Raw genomic sequence first — 19,612 nt, 5'->3', positions numbered from 1 at the left:
TTCACACGACCTTCCGCCGTACCAGCACGGCCAGGACCAGTGCGGCGGGAAGCAGCGGGAGCCAGGCGCTGATGACGCGGTAGGCGAGAACGGCGGAAGCGGCCGTCGCGGTGGGGGCGCCGGCGGCGACCAGCGCCAGCGCGAGGGCGGCGTCGACCGAACCGACGCCGCCCGGCGCGGGAACACCGGCCGCGAGGACAGTGGCCGCGAGGTAGGCGAGCGCGATGTGCGCCGACGGTACGGGCAGGCCGAGGGCGCGGCCCACGGCGACCATTGCGGCGGCCTGCAGGGCGGGGAACGCGACCGAGCCGCCCCACAGCGCCAGGGCGCGCGCGGGGCGCGCGTGCAGGGCGCGGACATCGGTCAGGGCGGTGGCCAGGAACTCGCGGATGATCCGCCGCAACGGGCGGACCAGTACGAGCACCAGCGCGACCGCGCACAGCGCCGCCGCCGCGACCGCGGCCATGAACACCAGCGCCGTGCGGCCCGGCGCGATGCCGTCGAGGCGCAGGGCGTGCGGGAAGGCGGTCAGCATCACGGCGAGCAGCGTCACCCGGCCGACGGACTCGCAGACGGAGTACAGCGCGATCGCGGCGGAGGTGCGGCCCAGGGGGACACCGCAGACCCGCAGGAAGCGGAGGTTGAGCGCCCCGGCACCGACTCCGGCGGGCGCGAGCTGACTCGCGGCGGTGGCGGCGAACTGGGTGGCGAGCAGACGGCCGGGGGGCAGCGGTTCGAGCACGGTGCCCTGCCGTGCGACGGCGTTGGCCACCCAGCCGAGCGCGGTGGCCGCGACGGCGGCCAGCAGCCAGTACCGGTTGGCCGCCCACAGGTCGCGAGTGCCCGAGGCGATGACCGGCCGGTGCCCGACCGCCCAAGTCCCCACGCCCAGCAGCGGTATCAGGCAGACGACCGTCCGCCACGGTACGCGACGCCAGGCGCCGGCCGGCCGCGGCCGGCTCTCGGCTGTGCCCATCGGTGGTGATCGTCCCCGCTCGTCGCGCCCGGCGTCCCGGCATTCCGGCCGCCCGCCGGTCCCGGGCGATCGCGGGCGGTCCGGGCGCTCCCGATGTGTCGCGGGGCAGCTTTCCGCGCCCGTGCGACGTCCGGGCATCCTACGCCCGAGCGCCGGGCGTCGGGACGGTGACGTCCCGCGGCCGGGCCGACGGTCAGGCGCGCGGCGCCTCGATCAGCCCGAGTGCGGTCAGGTCGCCGAGCGGTTCGGCGATGCTGCAGGTCCCGTACGCCGTGAACAGCGCGCGGGTCCGGGCGACCTGCTCGGGCGTGAGGTCCACCACCGCCTTGGCGAGTTCCTCGCCGCTGTGGCTGCCCAGGAGGCCGGAGACCGTCGTGAGGCCCTCGCCCGACGCGGCGGCGCCGGTGGCGGCCAGGATGTTGAGGAAGCCGTGGTGGGTGAAGCCGGTCGCCGGGTCGGTGTGGCGCACCGCGTGGTGCAGCCCGGCGGTGCACTTGAAAGGCAGGCCGCGGCGCGAGCATCCGGTGACGAAGGCGGCGAGTTCGGGTACGCCGGGGAAGGCGGCCGGTTCCAGGCCGCCGGTGCGGTACTTCGCCCGGTACGGGGAGCCGGCGACGGTGTCGAGGGCGGCGTCGAGTGCCGCGTGGGGTGCCGCGTGGGGTGCGGTGTCTGCGCCGCCATGGCCGCGGCGCAGTTCCAGCACGCCGGCCACACCGTGGGGAAGTTCCCGCTCCAGCGCGGCGCGGCCCCGCGCGGCGGCCTCGGCGGTCGTTCCCTTTGCGTCGGGCCCCAGTTCGACCGCCACCAGGCGCAGCACGGGCCACCGGTGCGCCTCGGCCAGCGCGCCCGCCAGCGCGCCGGGTCCGCCGCGCACCACCAGCACGACGTCCAGCGGCTCCTCCGCCGCGGCCCCGACCTCCCCCACCTTGTCGGCGCCGACCAGGAAGGGGCCGACGAGAGGCGCGAACCACGCGCGGCGGTGGGCAAGATGCGCGGGCACGGCGTCCGGCACGGCCGCGTTGCCCGGCGGGAAGAGCGCGGCGTCGTCGCACAGCCCGGCGAAGAGCGGGGCCACCGTACCGGGCCCGGAGGCCTCCACGTCACGATCCACAACCGGGATCGTAGTCCCCGCCGGTGCCGGCCGACCGGTGGCCACGATCCGCCCGCCGGCCGGTGGCCACGGTCCGCCGGCCGGCCGGTGGCTACGGTTCGCCCAGCCCCGCCTCCTCGCGGTCGAGGTCGTGCTGGAGGCGGCGGCGCGTGGTGTCGCTGATCTCGTGGGCGTCGTAGAGCCGGCGCAGCTCCGCGTTCTGGACGCCGATCACCTGGCGGCGCAGGTCGAGGTAGGCGTCGGTGGTGCCCATCGCGCCGGCGTCGCCTGCTCCGGCCTCCAGGCGGGCGAGCAGGCCCCGGCGCATCCGGGCCAGCGCGGTCTGGGGATGGCTCTCCAGGCCCGCGAGGAGTTCGACGTGGGCCAGGGCGGCGCGGTTGAGGCTCTCGCGGGCGGCGGATTCCTCGCGGGCGGTGTGCTCGGGCTCCAGCGCCAGGCCGGAGCGGTTGACCAGGCCGGCCAGGCTCAGGCCCTGTACGACGAGGGTGAGGACCACGACCGCCGCGGTGAGGACGAGGACGAGTTCGCGGCCCGGCAGCGCGGCGCCGTCGGAGGTGGTGAGCGGGATGGACAAGGCGGCGGCCAATGGCATGACGCCGCGGGTGCCGGCCCAGGTGACCACGCCGGCCAGCCGCCACGACGGCCGCCTGCCGGCCGGTCTGAGGGTGGCGGACAGCGGCAGCATCCAGGCGATCCGCAACGCGATCAGGGCCGCGGCGACGGCCAGCGCCTGCAGCGGCCACCATCCGCTGCCGGCCGGCAGGTCGCGGACGAGGGTGGGCAGTTCGAGGCCGACGATGCTGAAGACGACGCTCTCCAGCAGGAAGACCACGACCGCGTACACCGCCGAGAGCTGCAGCCGGATCCGCGCGTCCGTCAGCCGGTGCCCCGACCGGCCGAGGACGACGCCCGCGACGACCACCGCGGTGACCCCCGAGGTGTGCACGGACTCCGCCAGGACGTAGGCGGCGTACGGGGTGACGAGCGCGATCACCGTCTCCAGCACGGGATCGGCGGTACGGCGGCGGATCAGCGCCACCACACCGGCGACCGCCGCGCCCACGGCGGTGCCGCCCCCGGCCAGCAGCGCGAACTCGCCCACCGCCCAGCCGCCGCCGACCGCCCCGGAGGCGACCGCGACCGCGATCGCGACCTTGAACAGGACCAGCGAGGTGGCGTCGTTGAAGAGGCTCTCGGCCTGGACAAGCACTTGGACCCGGCCCGGCAGGGAGAGCCGGCGGCCGAGCGCGGTGACCGCGACCGGGTCCGTGCTGGCCACCACCGCGCCGAGTACGAAGGCCATCGGCGCGCCCAGCGGGGTGATGGCGACGGCGAGGGCGCCGACCGCGGTGGCGGAGGCGAGGACCAGCCCGAAGGCGAGGACGGTGACCGGCCGCCACACCGTCTTCAGGTCGCGCAGCGACAGCTCCTCAGCGGAGGCGTAGAGCAGCGGGGGCAGGACCACGAGGGCGATGGTCTGCGGCGGGACGCGGAAGGCGGGCGTACCCGGTATCAGGGCCACCGCCAGGCCGGCGAGCACGAGCAGGGAGGGGGCGGGTATCCGCCGGTTGCGGGCGAAGGCGGCCACCGCCGTACCCAGCACCACGAGAAAGAGGACGGTTCCCACCGCGCGCATCGGCAACCCCAGGTCGTCACCGGGGCGTCGCCGGCCGTCGTGCCGCGATCCGTCTCCCGGGCCGACCAGACTTCCCGGCTCACCACCTGCAGGTTATCGGTTCCCCGGCGGGGATGGCCAGCTCGGGCGGACTCGCGACGGACGAGCGCGGTCCGGTCCGGCGGCCGGGCCGGGCCCGTAAGGGGCGGGGTGCGAGCGGCCGGAAAGGGGCCGCCGGGCGGCGCGGCACGGTTCAAACGCGCCCGGCTCGACGCCCGCGGCTCAGCCGGCCCCGGAGGGACCCGAGGCGGGCTCGTCGGCCCGCGAGGCCAGGATCGCCAGCAGGTCGGCGACGGTCGGCCCCGCGTCGGCGGGGTGCCGCAGCGCGGTGTCGGCGAGGATCTCGTACTGGTTGGAGCGGCCGACGCGGGTGTGGGTGAGGTAACCGTCCGCTTCGAGGTCGGCGATGATCTTCTGTACGGATCTCTCAGTGAGCAGGCACGTCGAAGCGATGTCGCGCACCCGCACCCCCGGGTTGCGGGCGATCGTGGCGAGCACGCGGGCATGGTTGGTCAGGAAGGTCCAACCGGGGCGGACTGGCTCGGATTCGTCCATGGGCCCCATCGTACGTTCTTCGATTCACGTTTCCCCAGAGGTGAAACGAAATTCGCGTATGACTTGACGCATGTGGCCGCTGCCCGCACCCTGATGGGGGAGAGTGGTCCGCGCGAGGGGGCGTCCGTCATGGCAGGTCACGAACACCCGGGCGCGGGCGGCGTGCGCGCGCCGGCCGCCGACGGCGCCGGGCTGCCCGTACGAGTGGTCCGCGACCTGCACGGGGACATGTGCGTACGGCTCACCGAGGGCGGCGGGCGCACCAGGGCCGTGGTGACGGGCGAGGTGGACCACGGCTGCGCGCCGACCCTGGAACGGGTGCTGCTGGACGGCCTCGGGCAGAGCCCGGGCGGCCTGCTGCTCGACCTCGGCGGGGTCTCGTTCTGCGACTGCGCGGGGCTCAACGCCCTGCTGCGGGTCCGCCACCGGGCCATCGGCGGCGGACGGGAGGTGACGATCGCCGCGCTGAGCCCGGCCGTGGAGCGCCTGTTCGTCCTCACCGGCGCGCACGCGCTCTTCCTTCCCGCGGCGGTCACCGGCGACGGCGACGGCTCCCGTCCCGGGACACTGTCCGGCGGCGCCCCCGACCCCCCGCCCGAACGGCACCGCGGCGCCACGCGCCTCCTGGATGTCGGCGCCGCCCGCCGCCGCGCCCGGCTCGGCGCCCTCCCGGGCGCCTCCCGCGGCCGCAGCGCGGCGCACTGAGCGGCCGGGCGGCCCGTCCGCCCGGCCGTCGCCCGGTCTCACGCCAGGCTCAGCACCTGCTTGAGCACCCTCGTGAACTCCTCCTCGGGATCCGGTGCGGCCTCCTTCGCCCGCCAGGCGACGAAACCGTCCGGGCGGACCAGCACGGCGCCGTCGGGGGCGGCGCCGTGGGCCTCGGCCCAGTCGGTGCCGGCCTCGGTGACCAGGTCCGCGTCCGGTCCCGGGCCCATGCGGTAGCGGTCGAGGGGTACGCCGAGGCGCTCCGCGGCCCGGCCCGCCGCCGCGTACCAGTCCGCGCCGGGCCCGCCGGTCAGCAGCACCGGTGAGCACTCGTACAGGTCGAGGGTGGACATCCGCCTGCCGTCGCGCCGCACCCACAGGTGGGGCGCCCGCGTGCCCGGCTCGCCGGTCCACAGGCGCGGCGGCCCGCCGCCGTCCGGGACCCGGCCGTCGGGACCGGCCGCACGGCCGGCCCCTGCCCGTCCCGCACTCTCGCCGGCGCCCTGTGCTCCCCGGCCGGCGCCCGGTCCGCGGCCCGGCGGCGGGCCCTCGGGCACCACCGGCCGGCCCGGGTCGACCCCGACGACGGCGCCCGCCGGGTAGCGGTAGCCGAGGGCGACGGTCAGGACGCCGCTCTGCGGTCCGGTGGACGGCACCGCGTCGTAGCCGGGGTGGCTGTGCTCGGCGGACCGGGCCGAGGCACGCGCGCTGGTGGCCACCGCGACCGGACGCCGCTCGGCGCCGTAGCTGTCCAGCAGGCCGGGGCCCGCCCAGCCGCCGAGGACCGCGGCGAGCTTCCAGGCCAGGTTGTGGCCGTCCTGGATGCCGGTGTTGGACCCGAAGGCGCCGGTCGGGGACATTTCGTGGGCCGAGTCGCCGGCGAGGAAGACCCGGCCGCGCGAATACCGCTCGGCGACCCGTTCCGCCGCGTGCCAGGGGGCCTTGCCGGTGATCTCGACCTCCAGGTCCGGCACCCCGACGGCGGTGCGGATGTGGGCGGCGCACCGCTCGTCGGTGAACGCCTCCAGCGGCTCGCCGTGTTCGGGGTGCCAGGGCAGGTGGAAGACCCATTTCTCCTCGTTGTCGACCGGCAGCAGCGCACCGTCGGCGTCGGGGTTGGTCAGGTAGCAGGCGATGAAGTGCCGGTCGCCGACCACATCGGCCAGCCGCTTGGCGACGAAGGTGACGCTGACGTTGTGGAACAGCTCGCCCGCGCCGGTCTGGCCGATGCCGAGCCGCTCGCGCACCGGGCTGCGGGGGCCGTCCGCGGCGACGAGGTAGTCCGCGCGGACCGTGCGGACCTGCCCGCTCTCCCGGCCGCGGACGGTCGCCGTCACGCCCTCGGCGTCCTGCTCGAACGACTCCAGTTCCACGCCGAACCGGATGTCGCCGCCCAGCCTCCTGGCCTCCTTCAGCAGCACCGGCTCCAGGTCGTTCTGGCTGCACAGGCACCACGAGGAGGGGCTGTGCCGGGCCAGCCCGCCGCCCGGGTCGATCTCGCGGAACAGCCAGCGCTGGTTGTCCCCGGTGAGCGACTCGGCCTGCAGGATGCCGTGGTTGCCGGCAAGTACCGAGGCGGCCTCGCGGATGGCGCCCTCGACGCCCGCGGTCCGGTACAGCTCCATGGTCCGCACGTTGTTGCCGCGCCCGCGCGGGTGGTGCGAGGTGCCCGGGTGCTTCTCGACCAGCAGGTGCCTGACGCCCAGCCGGCCGAGGAAGAGCGAGGTGGACAGCCCCACCAGGGAGCCGCCGGTGATGAGGACCGGCACCCGGTCGTCGAATTTCGGTGTCATCAATTGCTCCTGGGTGTACGGGGAAGGACGCGGCACGGCGGCATCGGGCCGGGCTCGCGGATCGCGGTGCTGCGGCCCGGACGGGCCGGGCGGACCCGGCTTCTTCATGCCCTGTCGGGGCCGCCGCGAGGTCGGCTCGCCGCGCATTCCCCCGCATGGACCGCAGATCTCGCGCCGTTTGTGCGATCGAAGCACGATCAAGCTCAGGGCCTTCGCCCGCGCATTCGTACCGAAGGAGAAGTGCGACCATGACGACCCTGTCGGAACAGCCGGAAGTGGCCCCGCCCGCGGCGGGCGCGCAGCGGAGCGAGTCCGCGCGCCTGAGGGTGGTGCTGATGCTGGACATGAAGAAGGGCGCGCAGGAGCGCTTCCTGGAGGCGTACGAGGCCCTGCGTTCGCAGGTCCACTCGGTGCCCGGCCATGTCAGCGACCAGCTCTGCCAGTCGATCGAGGACCCCTCCCAGTGGCTGATCACCAGCGAGTGGGAGAGCGCGGAGCCCTTCTTGAGGTGGGTCGACAGTCCCGAGCACCGGGAGATGGTCCGGCCGATGCACGACTGCATCAACGACACCCGGTCGCTGCGCTACAGCATCCTGCGCGAGACCTCGGCCGCCGGGCACTTCGGGGACCGCCCGCCCGCCCCGGAGCGGGCCGGCGACGGACGGGTCCGGCACGCCATCACCTTCACCGTACGGCCGGGCAGCGAGGAGAAGGTCGCGGCCATCCTCGCGGACTACGCCTCTCCGTCGGCCCGGGTGGACGCCACCACCCGGCTGTGCCGGACCACGCTGTTCATGCACGGCAACCGTGTCGTGCGGGCCGTGGAGGTGACCGGGAACCTGGCCGCGGCGCTGCGCCACGTTGCCCAGCAGCCCGAGGTGCGGGCCGTCGAGGAGGCGGTCAACCCGTACCTGGAGGAGGAGCGCGACCTGACCGACCCGGAGTCGGCCCGCGCGTTCTTCAGCCGGGCGAGCCTGCCGGCCGTCCACGAGGCGGTCGGCGAGCACGAGCCGGCCGGTCCGGTGCGCAGGTACGGGCTGTACTACCCGGTGCGCGGCGGCAGCGGGGCGGCGGCGGCCCGGGTGCTGGCCCGCGCCGACGAACTGGCGGTGGCGCGGCCGGGCAGCCCGCTGGTGCGCTCCACCGTCTTCCAGCGCGACGACGTCGTGGTGCGGGTGATCGACCTGACGGCGCCGCCCGAGCAGGACCTCGCCCTGACCACGGCGACCGGCGACCGGGACCTGGCCGCGGAGCTGGGCCGGGTGATGGAGCTCCCCGGCCGCGCCGACCTGTCCGGCGAGCAGGGCCGCAAGGAGCTCTTCGCCCACTGCGCGATGCGGCACGTCACCGACCGCCATTCGCAGGAGCCGTGATCCCCCGACCGCACCCCGCCCGTCCGGGCCGGCCGGGACGTCCGCACCGGCCGCCGCGTCTTCCCCAGGAGGCATCGTCATGACCGCTCAGCCCCCAAGGATCGTGCACGTAGACGACATCCAGCCCAACAGGCGCCGCGGCGGCGACCTGCGGGCCATGCTGACGCCCAGTGTGGTCGGCGCCACCAGCGGCTTCATGGGCCTGGCGATGATCGAGCCGGGCGAGAGGATCGCCGAGCACTACCACCCGTACTCCGAGGAGTTCGTCTTCGTCGTGTGCGGCGAACTCGAAGTGGACCTGGACGGCGCCGCGCACCCGCTGCGCCCGGACCAGGGGCTGCTGATCCCCAAGGACGTGCGCCACCGGTTCCGCAACGTCGGATCCGGCCAGGCCCGGATGGTCTTCCACCTCGGGCCGCTGGCCCCGCGCCCGGAGCTGGGGCACGTGGACACCGAGGCGCCCGCGTTCGAGGGGAAGGACTCCGGGGTAGGACCGGCCCGGCCCCCGGAAGCGGCGGGGGCGATGTCATGACCCGGCGGGTGGCGGTGACCGGCATCGGCGTCGTCGCCCCCGGCGCGGTGGGAGTACCCGCGTTCTGGGACCTGCTCACCGCCGGGCGGACGGCGACCCGGGGCATCACCCGGTTCGATCCGAAGGAGTTCCGTTCCCGAATAGCCGCCGAGTGCGACTTCGACCCTGCCGCCTGTGGCCTGACCGAGCGGCAGACCGCCCGCTGTGACCTGTACGTGCAGTTCGCGCTGGTGGCCGCGGCCGAGGCGCTGCGCGACAGCGGTCTGGACCTGGGCGCGCTCGACCCGTGGCGGCTGGGGGTGTCGCTGGGCACCGCGGTCGGCGGCACGACCCGGCTGGAGCACGACTACACGCTGGTGAGCGCCCGCGGTGAGCGCTGGGACGTCGACCACCGGCCGGCCGGCGAGGATCTGCACCGGGCCTTCCAGCCCAGCGCGCTCGCCGCGGAGGTGGCCGAGGAGTTCGGCGTCCACGGGCCGGTGCAGACCGTCTCGACCGGCTGCACCTCGGGCCTGGACGCGGTGGGCTACGCCTTCCAGACCATCGAGGAGGACCGCGCCGACATCTGCGTGGCCGGCGCCTCCGACTCCCCCATATCGCCGATCACCGTGGCCTGTTTCGACGCCATCAAGGCGACCTCCCCGAACAACGACGACCCGGAGCACGCCTCCCGGCCCTTCGACGCCGACCGGGACGGCTTCGTCCTCGGCGAGGGCGGCGCGGTGCTGATCCTGGAGGAACTGGAGCACGCGCGCGCCCGCGGCGCCCGCGTCTACTGCGAACTGACCGGGTACGCCTCCTTCAGCAACGCCCACCACATGACCGGGCTGACCCGTGAGGGCCTGGAGATGGCCCAGGCCATCGAGAAGGCGCTGGCCCACGGCCGGACCGACAGTACGCGGATCGACTACGTCAACGCGCACGGCTCGGGCACCAAGCAGAACGACCGGCACGAGACGGCGGCGGTCAAGCGGGTCCTCGGCGACCACGCCTACCGCACCCCGATGAGCTCGATCAAGTCCATGGTGGGCCACTCGCTGGGCGCGATCGGCGCCATAGAACTGGCCGCGTGCGCCCTGGCCATGGAGCACGGCGTGGTGCCGCCGACGGCCAACTACGAGACCCCGGACCCCGAGTGCGACCTGGACTACGTGCCGCGGACCGCCCGTGAGCTGAAGCTGCGCACGGTGCTGTCGGTCGGCAGCGGCTTCGGCGGCTTCCAGTCGGCGGTCGTCCTGAACCGGGAGGAGGCGAGGGCACGATGACCGGCAGGCCGACATCCGCGCGCGAGGGCCGGCGTACCGTGATCACCGGAATGGGGGTCGTGGCACCCAACGGCGTGGGCACGGACGCCTTCTGGAAGGCGACCAGGGAGGGCGTCGGCGCCCTGGACAGGATCACCAGGGAGGGCTGCGAGCACCTTCCGCTGAAGGTCGCGGGCGAGGTGCGCGGGTTCGACCCGGCCGCGCTCGTCGAGGACCGCTTCCTGGTGCAGACCGACCGGTTCAGCCACTTCGCGATGGCGGCCGCCGAACTGGCCCTCGCCGACGCGGGCCTGCGCGCGCAGGACGCCGCGTCGCCGTACGCGATCGGCGTGGTCACCGCGGCCGGCTCGGGCGGCGGCGAGTTCGGCCAGCGCGAGCTGCAGCAGCTGTGGGGCCACGGACCGCGGTTCGTCGGCCCGTACCAGTCCATCGCCTGGTTCTACGCGGCCAGCACCGGCCAGATATCCATCCGCGGCGGCTTCAAGGGGCCCAGCGGTGTGGTGGCCGGTGACGAGCCCGGCGGCCTGGACGCGATGGCGCACGCCGCCCGGTCGATCCGCGGCGGGGCGGACGCGGTCGTGGTGGGCGCCGCGGAGGCGCCGCTCGCGCCGTACTCGATCGTGTGCCAGCTCGGTTACCCGGAGCTGAGCGACGCCGAGGACCCGCAGCGGGCCTACCTGCCGTTCACCGACGAGGCCCGGGGCTTCGTGCCCGCCGAGGGCGGCGCGATGTTCGTCGTCGAGGAGGGTGAGGCGGCGCGCCGGCGCGGGGTACGGGCGCGGGCGGTCGTCGCCGGGCACGCCGCGACCTTCACCGGCAGCGGCGGCTGGGCGGCGTCCCGGGAGGGGCTGGCCCGGGCGATCCGCGGCGCGCTGGCCGAGGCCGGCCGCGCCCCCGAGGAGGTGGACGCCGTCTTCGCCGACGCCCTCGGCGTCCCGGAGGCGGACCACGCCGAGGCGCTGGCAATCTCCGACGCGCTGGGCCGGCACGCCGCGAAGGTGCCGGTGACCGCTCCCAAGACCGGTGTGGGGCGGGCCTACTGCGCCGCCTCGGCCCTCGACACCGCCTGCGCGGTGCTGGCCATGGAGCACGGCGTCGTGCCCCCCACTCCGCATGTCACGCAGGCCGACAACGGCCTGGACCTCGTGACCGGCCGGGCCCGGCAGGCCGACCTGAGCACCGTCCTGGTGCTCAGCCGCGGCCTGCTGGGCGCCAACTCGGCGCTGGTGCTGCGCCGTGACGAACCCGGCCGTCCCTGATCCCCCCACTAGTGCAAGGAGCCACATGGACACCCAACTGACCTACGCCGAGCTGGCCGCGATGATGCAGCGCCGGGCCGGTCTGACCGTCGATCCCCTGCAGCTCGAACTGCGGGCCACGGCGCCCTTCGCCGACTTCGGCCTCGACTCGCTGGGGCTGCTGGGCATCGTGGGCGCGCTGGAGAACGAGTACGGCGCCACCATCCCGGCCGACGCCGACGCCTGCAGGACCCCGGCGGAACTGCTCACCCTGGTCAACGACGTCCTGAAGGCGAGGGCCTGACCATGTCCGGGCACACCGAGAACGAGATCACCATCAAGGCACCGCTGGACCTGGTCTGGGACATGACCAACGACCTGGAGAACTGGCCGAACCTCTTCAGCGAGTACGCGTCCGTCGAGATCCTCGGGCGCGAGGGCGGCAAGACCCGCTTCCGGCTGACCATGCACCCGGACGAGAACGGCAAGGTCTGGAGCTGGGTCTCCGAGCGGGAGCCGGTCAGGGCCACGCGTACCGTCACCGCCCGGCGGGTGGAGACCGGCCCGTTCGAGTTCATGGAGATCTTCTGGGCGTACGAGGAGGTCCCCGGCGGCACCCGGATGCGCTGGGTGCAGGACTTCGCGATGAAACCGGACGCGCCGGTGGACGACGCGGGGATGACCGCGCGCATCAACGGCAACTCCAAGGTCCAGCTGGAGCTGATCCGCGACAAGGTGGAGCAGCGCGCCCGCGAGCAGGTCTCGGTCGCCGGCTGAACCCGGCGGGCCGGGCACGCGGCGCCGTCCGCCCGCCCGGCCCGCCGGCCCCGCACCGACCCGCGCCGCCCCCTCCCGAGATCCTCCCGCAGGCCTCCCGAGCCCCCCGGAACCCTCCCGAGATCCTCCCGCGCCCCTCCCGCGCCCCTCCCGTGAAAGGAATCCGCCCGTGCACCGCGCGCTGATCGTCGCCCGTATGAAACCCGGCTCCGCCGAGGACATCGCCGGCCTGTTCGCCGCGTCCGACCGGGGCGAGCTGCCGCACCTCATCGGGGTGCGGGGCCGCAGCCTGTTCCAGTTCGGCGACGTGTACATGCATCTGATCGAGGCCGACCGGCCGCCCGGTCCCGCCGTCGCCGAGTACGCCTCCCACCCGGAGTTCAAGGACATCAGCGAACGGCTGTCGGTCCACGTGGAGGCGTACGACCCGGCCACCTGGCGCTCCCCGAAGGACGCCATGGCCACCGAGTTCTACCGGTGGGAGCGGCAGCAGGCGTGACCGCGCGTGCGGCGGCCCGGCCTCCGCGCGTGGCGGGACCATCAGGCGTACCGCGCCACCCGGAGGGCCGACGCCGTCACCCTGATGCCCTCCCCTCCGGTGGCGGGGCCGCGGCGGCTGACGGAACGTGAAGGAGCCGTCACTGCGAATCCCGCGGCTGGCAGCCCGTCAGCCGGCGCATGTCACGGCGGAAGGAACCATCTGATGCGCACTGCCCGCACGCTCTTCGCCGGTGCCGCGATCTCCGCGGTCCTGGCCCTCGCGGCACCGGCCGCCCACGCGACCAGCGCCGTGAACGCGTACGACCCGAGCGCCCACGGCCACGGCTCCTCCTCCGCGGCCTCCGGTGACTCCTCCTCCGCGGCCGGGGACGACTCCTCCTCGTCGAGCGACTCGTCGTCCGACAGCGGCTGGAGCGGCGACGACCAGTCGTCCGACAGCGGTTCGAGCCACGGCGAGAAGGGCCACCACCCGCACGGCGGTCTGCACACCGGCGGTGGCGGCATGGCGCTGTCCGGCGGCGGCATGGCGGCCGGCTCGGTCCTGCTGCTGGGCGGCCTGGGCGCCGGCGCGGCGGCGCTGCGCCGTCGTCGTACCGCCTCCGGCGTCGCGATCTGACCCGCACTCACCCGATCAGTTCCACGCTGTCCCTGTCGTGGCCACCGGCGCTTCCCGCGCCGGTGGCCACGGCGGTTCCGGCACCCGTGCTCCCGCCCGCGCTCCCCCGCCCGCGGCAGGCGACGACGCCCCGGCGGACGGCCGATGAGAGCGGACGGCAGCCGGCATCCGACAGCCGAAGACCGCCGACGAAAGGCATCGCTCCATGGTTCACCACCCCCCGCACGCGCATACCGGCACCGCCGGTTCCGACGTGCGCTCCTCGCGCGTCCTGCGCTGGGCGGTCGCCTCGGCGCTGCTGGGCGCCGTGCTGATCTACAACTCGGCGGAGGGCCGGGGCAGTGCGCTGCCGGAGCCGCCGCCCGCGGCCGTTCCGGCCCTCGCCGGCAGTCCCGGCGCCGACACGTCCTCGTCCGGTGCGCCCGCGCACGCCCCCACCGGCCCGGTCGCCCCCGCGCTCCCCCGCTCCAGCCCGACCCGCCTGTCGATCCCGGCGATCGGCGTCAACGCGCCCTTCACGCCGCTGCACCTGGACTCCTCCGGCCGCCTCGGCGTACCGCCGGAGAACAACACCAACCTGGTGGGCTGGTACGCGGAGGGCCCGACGCCCGGCGAGCGCGGCAACGCCATCGTGGCCGGTCACGTGGACACCACCACCGGCCCGGCGGTGTTCTTGTTCCTGTCCCTGCTCAAGCCCGGCAGCACCGCCGACATCACACGCGCGGACGGTACGGTGGCGACCTTCCGGGTGGACTCGGTGCACACGTATCCCAAGGACGCGTTCCCCGACCAGCTCGTCTACGGCGACACCAAGGACGCCGAGCTGCGGCTGATCACCTGCGGGGGCACGTACGACCGCGGCAAACACGACTACCGCAGCAACGTGGTGGTCTTCGCGCACCTGGAGTCGTCGCGCAAGGCGTGAACGGCGGCGCGGCGGCGGCCGCCGTGCGTGCCGCTCCGCGGGCGGCCGCGGGGCGGGACGGAGAGGGCGACCGCGGGCCGGGCCCCGCGCTTCGGCGCGCGGGGCCCGGCTCTTCGCGTGCGTTCCCGGGGGCCGCGGCTACCCGGGCACCTTGGCCTCGAAGGCGTGCAGGTAGGGGTTGACGGCCCGGATCGCGCCGACGGTCAGTCCGGCCTCGGTCAGCCGGGCGACCAGGCTGTCGCGGGTGTGCTTGTGCCCGCCGACGTTGAGGAGCAGCAGCAAGTCCATGGCCGTGGTGAACCGCATGGACGGACTGTCGTCGACGAGGTTCTCGATGACCAGCACCCTGGCGCCGGGCCGCGCGGCGGCCATGACGTTGCCGAGCGTGCGGCGGGTGCTGTCGTCGTCCCATTCGAGGATGTTCTTGATGATGTACAGGTCGGCCGCCACGGGAATCCGCGTGCGGCAGTCCCCGGGCACCAGACGCGCCCGGGCGGCCAGCGCGCCGCCCTCACGCAGCCGCGGGTCGGCGCCGGCGACGACCTTCGGCAGGTCGAGCAGGGTGCCGGTCAGTTCCGGGTGCTTGTCCAGCAGGGCGGCCAGGACATGGCCCTGGCCGCCCCCGATGTCCGCGACCGACGCGACACCGGTCAGGTCGAGGTACTCGGCGATGTCCCGCGCCGACTGCGTGCTGGAGCGGGTCATCGCCTTGTCGAACACCTCGGCCGACTCGGGCGCGTCGTCGTGCAGGTACTCGAAGAATCCCTTGCCGTGCAGCGCGGTGAAGACCTCCCCGCCGGTGGTGACCGCCTCGTCCAGCCGGGGCCAGACCTCCCACGTCCACGGCTCGGTGCACCACAGGGCGATGTGCCGCAGGCTGTCGGGACTGTCCTCGCGCAGCAGCCGGGAGGCCCCGGTGTGCGCGAAACAGCCGTCACCGTTCTCGGCGAAGACGCCGTAGCAGGTGAGGGCGCGCAGCAGCCGGCGCAGCGGCTCCGGTCGCGCCCCGACGGCGGCGGCGAGCCGCTCCGCGGTGGCCGGTTCCTCGCCGAGGGCGTCGGCGACACCGAGCCGGGCCACGGCACGCACCGCGGCGGCGCGTGCCGCGCCGAACGCGATCTCCCGCAACTGCATCGCCGGGGACACCGGCGGTGCCTGCTGCGGCTGGACGGGCGACGGTGCTCCGGGCGCCGCCGTCTTGGTCATGGTCATGGACGGCCTTTCTCGGTCGGATCGGACAGGGTCGTCGGCCGCGCCGCGAGGGCGCGGTCAGCAGCGGCCGGCCGGCTCCGAGACCTTGCAGGTGTTGCTGGTGAAGACGTTGCCCGCGCCCTTGGCGTCGCGGTCGGCGACGTCGGCGGGGGCGTTGCCGGACAGGACGTTGCCGCTGACCTGGTTGCGCATGTTGGCCACGCCGACGTTGCTCGGGTAGAGCACGATGCCGCCGGACATCGGCGAGGTGCCGACGTTGTCCATGATCTGGTTGTCGGTGACACGGGTGTCCTCGGCGCCGGTCAGCAGGACGCCGATGCCCTGCATGGCGGGCAGCCGGGTGGTGGCCGCGCAGTACTTGTTGTTGGCGGTGATGGTGTTGTGCTTGATGTCGAGGTCGCCGGCCTTGGGGTTGTTCTCGTCGCCGACCACGAAGACGCCGCCGCAGTTGCCCGCCACCTGGTTGTTCTCGATGGTCATGACGCGGGCGCGACGGACGGTGGCGCCGATCTTGTTGTCCATCAGCGTGTTGTGGCTGATGACCGTGCCCTGGGTGTCGAGGGCGCCGCCCTCGGCGTCGACGAGGTTGGCGACGAAGATGCCGGACTGGCCGTTGCCGACCGCCTGGTTGTCGGCGAGCACGGCGCGGGTGGACTTCTCCTGGCTGATGCCCTGCTGACCGTTGTCCTGGACGGTGACCCGACGGACGGTCATCCGGTCGGTGCCGGAGGCGTCGATGCCGTTCTTGGCGAAGCCCTGGACGGTGAGGGACTCGATGTGCACGTCGGACACCATCCGGCCGGCGTCGCCGCGGACGCAGATGCCGTCGCCGGCGGCGGCGCAGGCGTTGGCCGCGCCGACGGCCTTGCCGACCGCGGGCCGGAGCACGACCGCCCCGGCGTCCGCGCCGCGCAGCGTGAGCGCCTTGCTGATCCGCAGGCTCTCGCGGTAGGTGCCCGGCATCACGTACACCGTGTCACCTTCGCGGGCCTGGTCCACGGCCGCCTGGATGGACTGTCCGGCGCGCACCACGTGCACGCCGAACGCGGCGTGCGCGGCCGGCGCCGTGGCGAAACCGGCGCCGAGCGCCGCGACCGTCATGACCCCCGCGAGATACTTACCCTGTCGTACGGGCATCGCCCATTCCTGCCTTCCTGTGACCCGGGGCGGAGCCAACTGCGCTCGGCGACCGGTCGAAGTGGATGTCCGCGCGGCATCGAAGCGACGCTCCGTCAGGTGGAGCGGCGATGCCCGCGCGACTCGAAGCTATGGTCGCCACCGGGACCTCGCCATTTGTGCTCCGTCATCCGGGGGCCGCCGTCCGGGTACACCTCGCGGCGGGCGCGCGCCCGTGGCGGCGAGCCTCGGCGGGAAGTCCGCTGTGATGGCGTAAGCGCGGCTCTCGCACGGGATGCCGCCGCACCGGGGTGACAAGCTCCGAGGGGGACACCTGGCCGGGCCGTCGGCCGAGGACGTGCCGGTCGGTGACCCGCCGGCGAACGCGCGACGGCCCGGCCTCGTCGCCGGCCACGGATGAGGTGCGAACACCGTGGGCGCGGGCACGTCCCGCCTCCGCCCGTACGGGCGAGGGGAGACGTGCCCCGACGAGACCGGGCCGTCCTCGTGGAACCGCGGTCCCCCGGCGGGTGTGCGCCGGAAGACCGCGGGCTCTTCGGGATGTACGGACCGGCCGGTCGCGGACCGGCCCGGGGCCGGACCGCGACCGGAAGCGGCTCAGCCGCGTTTGGCCACGCTTCGGGCGCGCAGACGGTCGGCGGTGATGGCCACGCCGAGCACGCACCCCAGAACGATGTTGGTGTAGTTGGAATTGATCTGCAGAGTGGTCAGGCCATTGTTGATCAGCTCCAGCAGCACCGTACCGGCCACGATCCCCAGGATCCGCCCCTGACCACCCGCCAAGGACACCCCACCGATCACCGCCGCCGCGATCGCCGACAACTCCCAGCCCACACCCACCCCACTGGCCGAACCCACGCCCATCCGGCCCAGCACCAAAATCCCCGCAAAACCCGAGAGCAACGAACTCGTCACATACATCGACACGATCCGCCGATCACCCCGGATGCCCGCCAACCGCGCCGCCTCCGCGTTACCACCCACCGCATACACCTGACGCCCCGCATACGTACGCTCCAGGAAGAACCACGCAACCACCGCCACCACCGCGAACAAGATCAACGGCAACGGCACCTGCGCCACATACGTCTGCCCCAGATTCGCGAACGTCCCCCCGATCCCCGTGATCGACGTACCCGACGTGATCGCCAACGTCACACCCTGCGCCACCGTGTACGTCACCAACGTCACCACGAACGGCGGCATCCGCAACCGCGTCACCGCCAACCCGTGAACCAACCCCACCGCACCCGTGATCCCCAACGTGATCACAATCGCCACCACCGGCGGCAAGCCCGCCCGCACATTGAACCAGGACATCAAAATCACACTGGTCCCCAGCAACGCACCCACCGACAAGTCGATACCGCCGGTCAAAATGACCAACGACTCACCGATCGCGATCAACCCGTACTGCGCCAGGTCGAAACCCATCCCCTGCAAATTGACCGCGCCCGCGAACGTCGACTTGTCCAACGCCAACGACACGAACACCACCACACACGCGGCCACCACACCGACTTCCGGTGTCTCGATCAACCGCCGCAGCAAACCCGGCCGCGGGTCCCCGGCAGTGTCCGGCGCCGTCGACGCCGGAGCGGTGGTGGTCTTCATGCGGTCGCCTTCCCCTGGGGCATCGCGTCCGGGTCCGGCTGGGTCCCCGCCGCGGCGGTCATGATCAGTTCCTTGCTGAAGTCCTCGCGGGGGATGTCCGCGACGATGCGGCCGTGGGCCATCACCACGATGCGATGGCATATCCACAGCAGTTCCTCCAGTTCCGAGGAGGCCGCGACAACGGCCAGGCCGTCCTGGGCGGCGGTGTCGATCAGGCTGTAGATCTCCGCCTTGGCGCCGACGTCGACCCCGCGGGTGGGCTCGTCCAGCAGCAGCAGCTTCGGCTTGGCCGCCAGCCAGCGGCCGAAGATCGCCTTCTGCTGGTTGCCGCCGGACAGCGACGTGATCGGCTGCTCCTGGGTGTGCAGCCGCACGCCCAGGTCCTTCACGATGCCGCGGGCGTGCTCCTTGTCCACCGCCGGGGTCAGCACGCCGCGCCGGCTGATCCGGCGCAGCGTGGTGAGCGTGACGTTCCAGCGCACCGAGTGGCTGGGCAGCAGCGACTGCTCCTTGCGGTCCTCCGGGACCAGACCCACCCCCGCCTCGACAGCGTCGGCCGGGTGCTTGGGGTGGAACCTTTCGCCGTCCAGGCTGACCTCGCCGCCGGTGCGCGGCTGCGCGCCCATCACGGTGTGCAGCAGGCGGCTGCGCCCCGAGCCCATCAGCCCGGCCACCCCGACGATCTCACCCGCCTTCACGTCCAGGTCCACCGGACCGAGCCCGTCCGCGGTCAGGCCGCGCACGCTCAGTACGGTGGCCCGCTCGACGGAGGAGGGCGGGGCGAGGTCGGCGCGGGCGAGTTCGGCGCCGACCATCTCGCGGATCATCCGCTCCTCGGTCGCCTCGGCCGGTGTCAGATCCGCCACCAGCCGCCCGCTGCGCAGTACGACCACCCGGTCCGCGATGGCCCGTACCTCGTCCAGGCGGTGGCCGATGAACAGCACCGCTCCCCCGGACTCGGCGTGCCGACGGGCCAGGTCGAGGACCTTCTCGGCCTCGACCGGGCCGAGGGAGGAGGTCGGCTCGTCAAGGATCAGCACCACCGGGTGGTGGCCCCAGGCCTTGGCGATCTCGATCATCTGGCGGACCGGCACGGGGAAGCGCTCCACCGGCCGGTCGACGTCGACACCCGTGACGCCGACCTCGGCCAGGAGCGCCCGCGCCTCGGCGCGCATCGCCCCGCGGTTCACCAGTACGCGTCCGAGGCCGTCCTTGGCCTGCGCCGGGCGGCGCCCCAGGAGCAGGTTCTCGGCGACGCTGAGCTGTCCCACCAGGGGGAACTCCTGGGCCACCAGGGCCACGCCCAGTTCCTGGGCGTGGTCCGGGCGGCCGCTGTGCAGGGCCTGTCCCGCGATCTCGATGGACCCCGTGGTGGGGGTGACGGTGCCGGAGAGCACACCCATGAGGGTGGACTTACCGGCACCGTTCTCCCCCACCACGGCCACGATCTGTCCGCGCCGCAGCTCCAGCTCGGGAAGGTCGAGCACCTTCACCGGGCCGTAGGACTTGCTGACGTCACGGAGCGAGGCCGCGATCTCCATTGCCTGGGCCATCAGCCGATTCCGAGCTGCTTGAGCTTGGCCTGGTAGTCGGTGAGGTTCGAGCCC

At 73.8% G+C, this 19,612-nt stretch carries 19 protein-coding genes; 10 read left to right on the top strand and 9 right to left on the bottom strand.

Annotated features, from left to right (window positions below; translation table 11 throughout):
• Position 1 precedes the first annotated feature (1 nt).
• The 4 genes from K7G61_RS34715 to K7G61_RS34700 all read right to left on the bottom strand — a co-directional run bounded on the left by K7G61_RS34715 (position 2) and on the right by K7G61_RS34700 (position 4,317).
• Complete coding sequence (locus tag K7G61_RS34715) at positions 2-976, bottom strand: lysylphosphatidylglycerol synthase domain-containing protein (protein ID WP_225851148.1); 975 nt, start codon at positions 974-976, stop codon at positions 2-4.
• A 193-nt stretch (positions 977-1,169) separates the two neighbouring features.
• On the bottom strand, positions 1,170-2,087 hold the full coding sequence (locus K7G61_RS34710) for a hypothetical protein (protein ID WP_225851147.1): 918 nt from the start codon (positions 2,085-2,087) through the stop codon (positions 1,170-1,172).
• Between the two features lie 91 nt (positions 2,088-2,178).
• Positions 2,179-3,723, bottom strand: a complete 1,545-nt coding sequence (locus K7G61_RS34705; protein WP_225851146.1) for a Na+/H+ antiporter — start codon at positions 3,721-3,723, stop codon at positions 2,179-2,181.
• Between the two features lie 261 nt (positions 3,724-3,984).
• On the bottom strand, positions 3,985-4,317 hold the full coding sequence (locus K7G61_RS34700) for a helix-turn-helix transcriptional regulator (protein WP_374204340.1): 333 nt from the start codon (positions 4,315-4,317) through the stop codon (positions 3,985-3,987).
• 129 nt (positions 4,318-4,446) lie between these two features.
• On the opposite strand from K7G61_RS34700, the gene K7G61_RS34695 reads away from it, so the two are divergent.
• Positions 4,447-5,022: an STAS domain-containing protein gene (locus tag K7G61_RS34695; protein ID WP_225851144.1), complete on the top strand. Its 576-nt coding sequence runs from the start codon at positions 4,447-4,449 to the stop codon at positions 5,020-5,022.
• A 38-nt stretch (positions 5,023-5,060) separates the two neighbouring features.
• Here the strand turns inward: K7G61_RS34695 and K7G61_RS34690 are convergent, their stop codons facing one another.
• Positions 5,061-6,815, bottom strand: a complete 1,755-nt coding sequence (locus K7G61_RS34690) for an FAD-dependent monooxygenase (RefSeq protein ID WP_225851143.1) — start codon at positions 6,813-6,815, stop codon at positions 5,061-5,063.
• A 248-nt stretch (positions 6,816-7,063) separates the two neighbouring features.
• On the opposite strand from K7G61_RS34690, the gene K7G61_RS34685 reads away from it, so the two are divergent.
• The 9 genes from K7G61_RS34685 (at position 7,064) to K7G61_RS34645 (ending at position 14,042) form a co-directional block, all read left to right on the top strand.
• Positions 7,064-8,188, top strand: a complete 1,125-nt coding sequence (locus K7G61_RS34685; protein ID WP_225851142.1) for a SchA/CurD-like domain-containing protein — start codon at positions 7,064-7,066, stop codon at positions 8,186-8,188.
• A 79-nt stretch (positions 8,189-8,267) separates the two neighbouring features.
• Positions 8,268-8,720 carry a cupin domain-containing protein gene (locus tag K7G61_RS34680; protein ID WP_225851141.1) on the top strand — a complete coding sequence of 151 codons (453 nt, stop codon included), beginning with the start codon at positions 8,268-8,270 and terminating at the stop codon, positions 8,718-8,720.
• Entirely contained in the window at positions 8,717-9,985 is a 1,269-nt protein-coding gene (locus tag K7G61_RS34675) for a beta-ketoacyl synthase (protein ID WP_225851140.1), read from the top strand. Before K7G61_RS34680 ends, K7G61_RS34675 begins: the two co-directional genes overlap by 4 nt.
• Positions 9,982-11,244: a beta-ketoacyl synthase N-terminal-like domain-containing protein gene (locus K7G61_RS34670; RefSeq protein WP_225851139.1), complete on the top strand. Its 1,263-nt coding sequence runs from the start codon at positions 9,982-9,984 to the stop codon at positions 11,242-11,244. Before K7G61_RS34675 ends, K7G61_RS34670 begins: the two co-directional genes overlap by 4 nt.
• 25 nt (positions 11,245-11,269) lie before the next feature.
• Positions 11,270-11,527, top strand: coding sequence for an acyl carrier protein (locus K7G61_RS34665; RefSeq protein ID WP_225851138.1), 258 nt, complete (start codon positions 11,270-11,272; stop codon positions 11,525-11,527).
• 2 nt (positions 11,528-11,529) lie between these two features.
• Positions 11,530-12,000, top strand: a complete 471-nt coding sequence (locus K7G61_RS34660; RefSeq protein ID WP_225851137.1) for an SRPBCC family protein — start codon at positions 11,530-11,532, stop codon at positions 11,998-12,000.
• A gap of 169 nt (positions 12,001-12,169) precedes the next feature.
• Positions 12,170-12,499, top strand: coding sequence for a TcmI family type II polyketide cyclase (locus tag K7G61_RS34655; protein ID WP_225851136.1), 330 nt, complete (start codon positions 12,170-12,172; stop codon positions 12,497-12,499).
• A gap of 204 nt (positions 12,500-12,703) precedes the next feature.
• Complete coding sequence (locus tag K7G61_RS34650; protein ID WP_225851135.1) at positions 12,704-13,117, top strand: hypothetical protein; 414 nt, start codon at positions 12,704-12,706, stop codon at positions 13,115-13,117.
• Between the two features lie 205 nt (positions 13,118-13,322).
• The gene (locus K7G61_RS34645; protein ID WP_225851134.1) at positions 13,323-14,042 is read left to right on the top strand and encodes a class F sortase; all 720 of its coding nucleotides are present in this window, start codon (positions 13,323-13,325) and stop codon (positions 14,040-14,042) included.
• A gap of 138 nt (positions 14,043-14,180) precedes the next feature.
• Here K7G61_RS34645 and K7G61_RS34640 read toward each other — a convergent pair whose 3' ends face one another.
• From K7G61_RS34640 to K7G61_RS34625, 4 genes are all read right to left on the bottom strand, one after another.
• Entirely contained in the window at positions 14,181-15,254 is a 1,074-nt protein-coding gene (locus K7G61_RS34640; protein ID WP_225851133.1) for an acetylserotonin O-methyltransferase, read from the bottom strand.
• Between the two features lie 57 nt (positions 15,255-15,311).
• Entirely contained in the window at positions 15,312-16,391 is a 1,080-nt protein-coding gene (locus K7G61_RS34635; protein WP_225851132.1) for a nitrous oxide reductase family maturation protein NosD, read from the bottom strand.
• Positions 16,392-16,988: 597 nt separating this feature from the next.
• Complete coding sequence (locus K7G61_RS34630; RefSeq protein WP_225851131.1) at positions 16,989-18,005, bottom strand: ABC transporter permease; 1,017 nt, start codon at positions 18,003-18,005, stop codon at positions 16,989-16,991.
• A complete protein-coding gene (locus K7G61_RS34625; protein WP_225851130.1) occupies positions 18,002-19,558 on the bottom strand; it encodes a sugar ABC transporter ATP-binding protein in 1,557 nt (518 codons plus the stop codon). The genes K7G61_RS34630 and K7G61_RS34625 overlap by 4 nt, the downstream gene beginning before the upstream one ends.
• Between the last annotated feature and the right edge of the window lie 54 nt (positions 19,559-19,612).

Origin of the sequence: Streptomyces sp. HPF1205 (assembly GCF_020400825.1) — a bacterium.
GTDB lineage: Bacteria > Actinomycetota > Actinomycetes > Streptomycetales > Streptomycetaceae > Actinacidiphila.
Note: the sequence above shows the minus strand (reverse complement) of the source record. Positions and strands in the feature narration are given on the sequence as shown.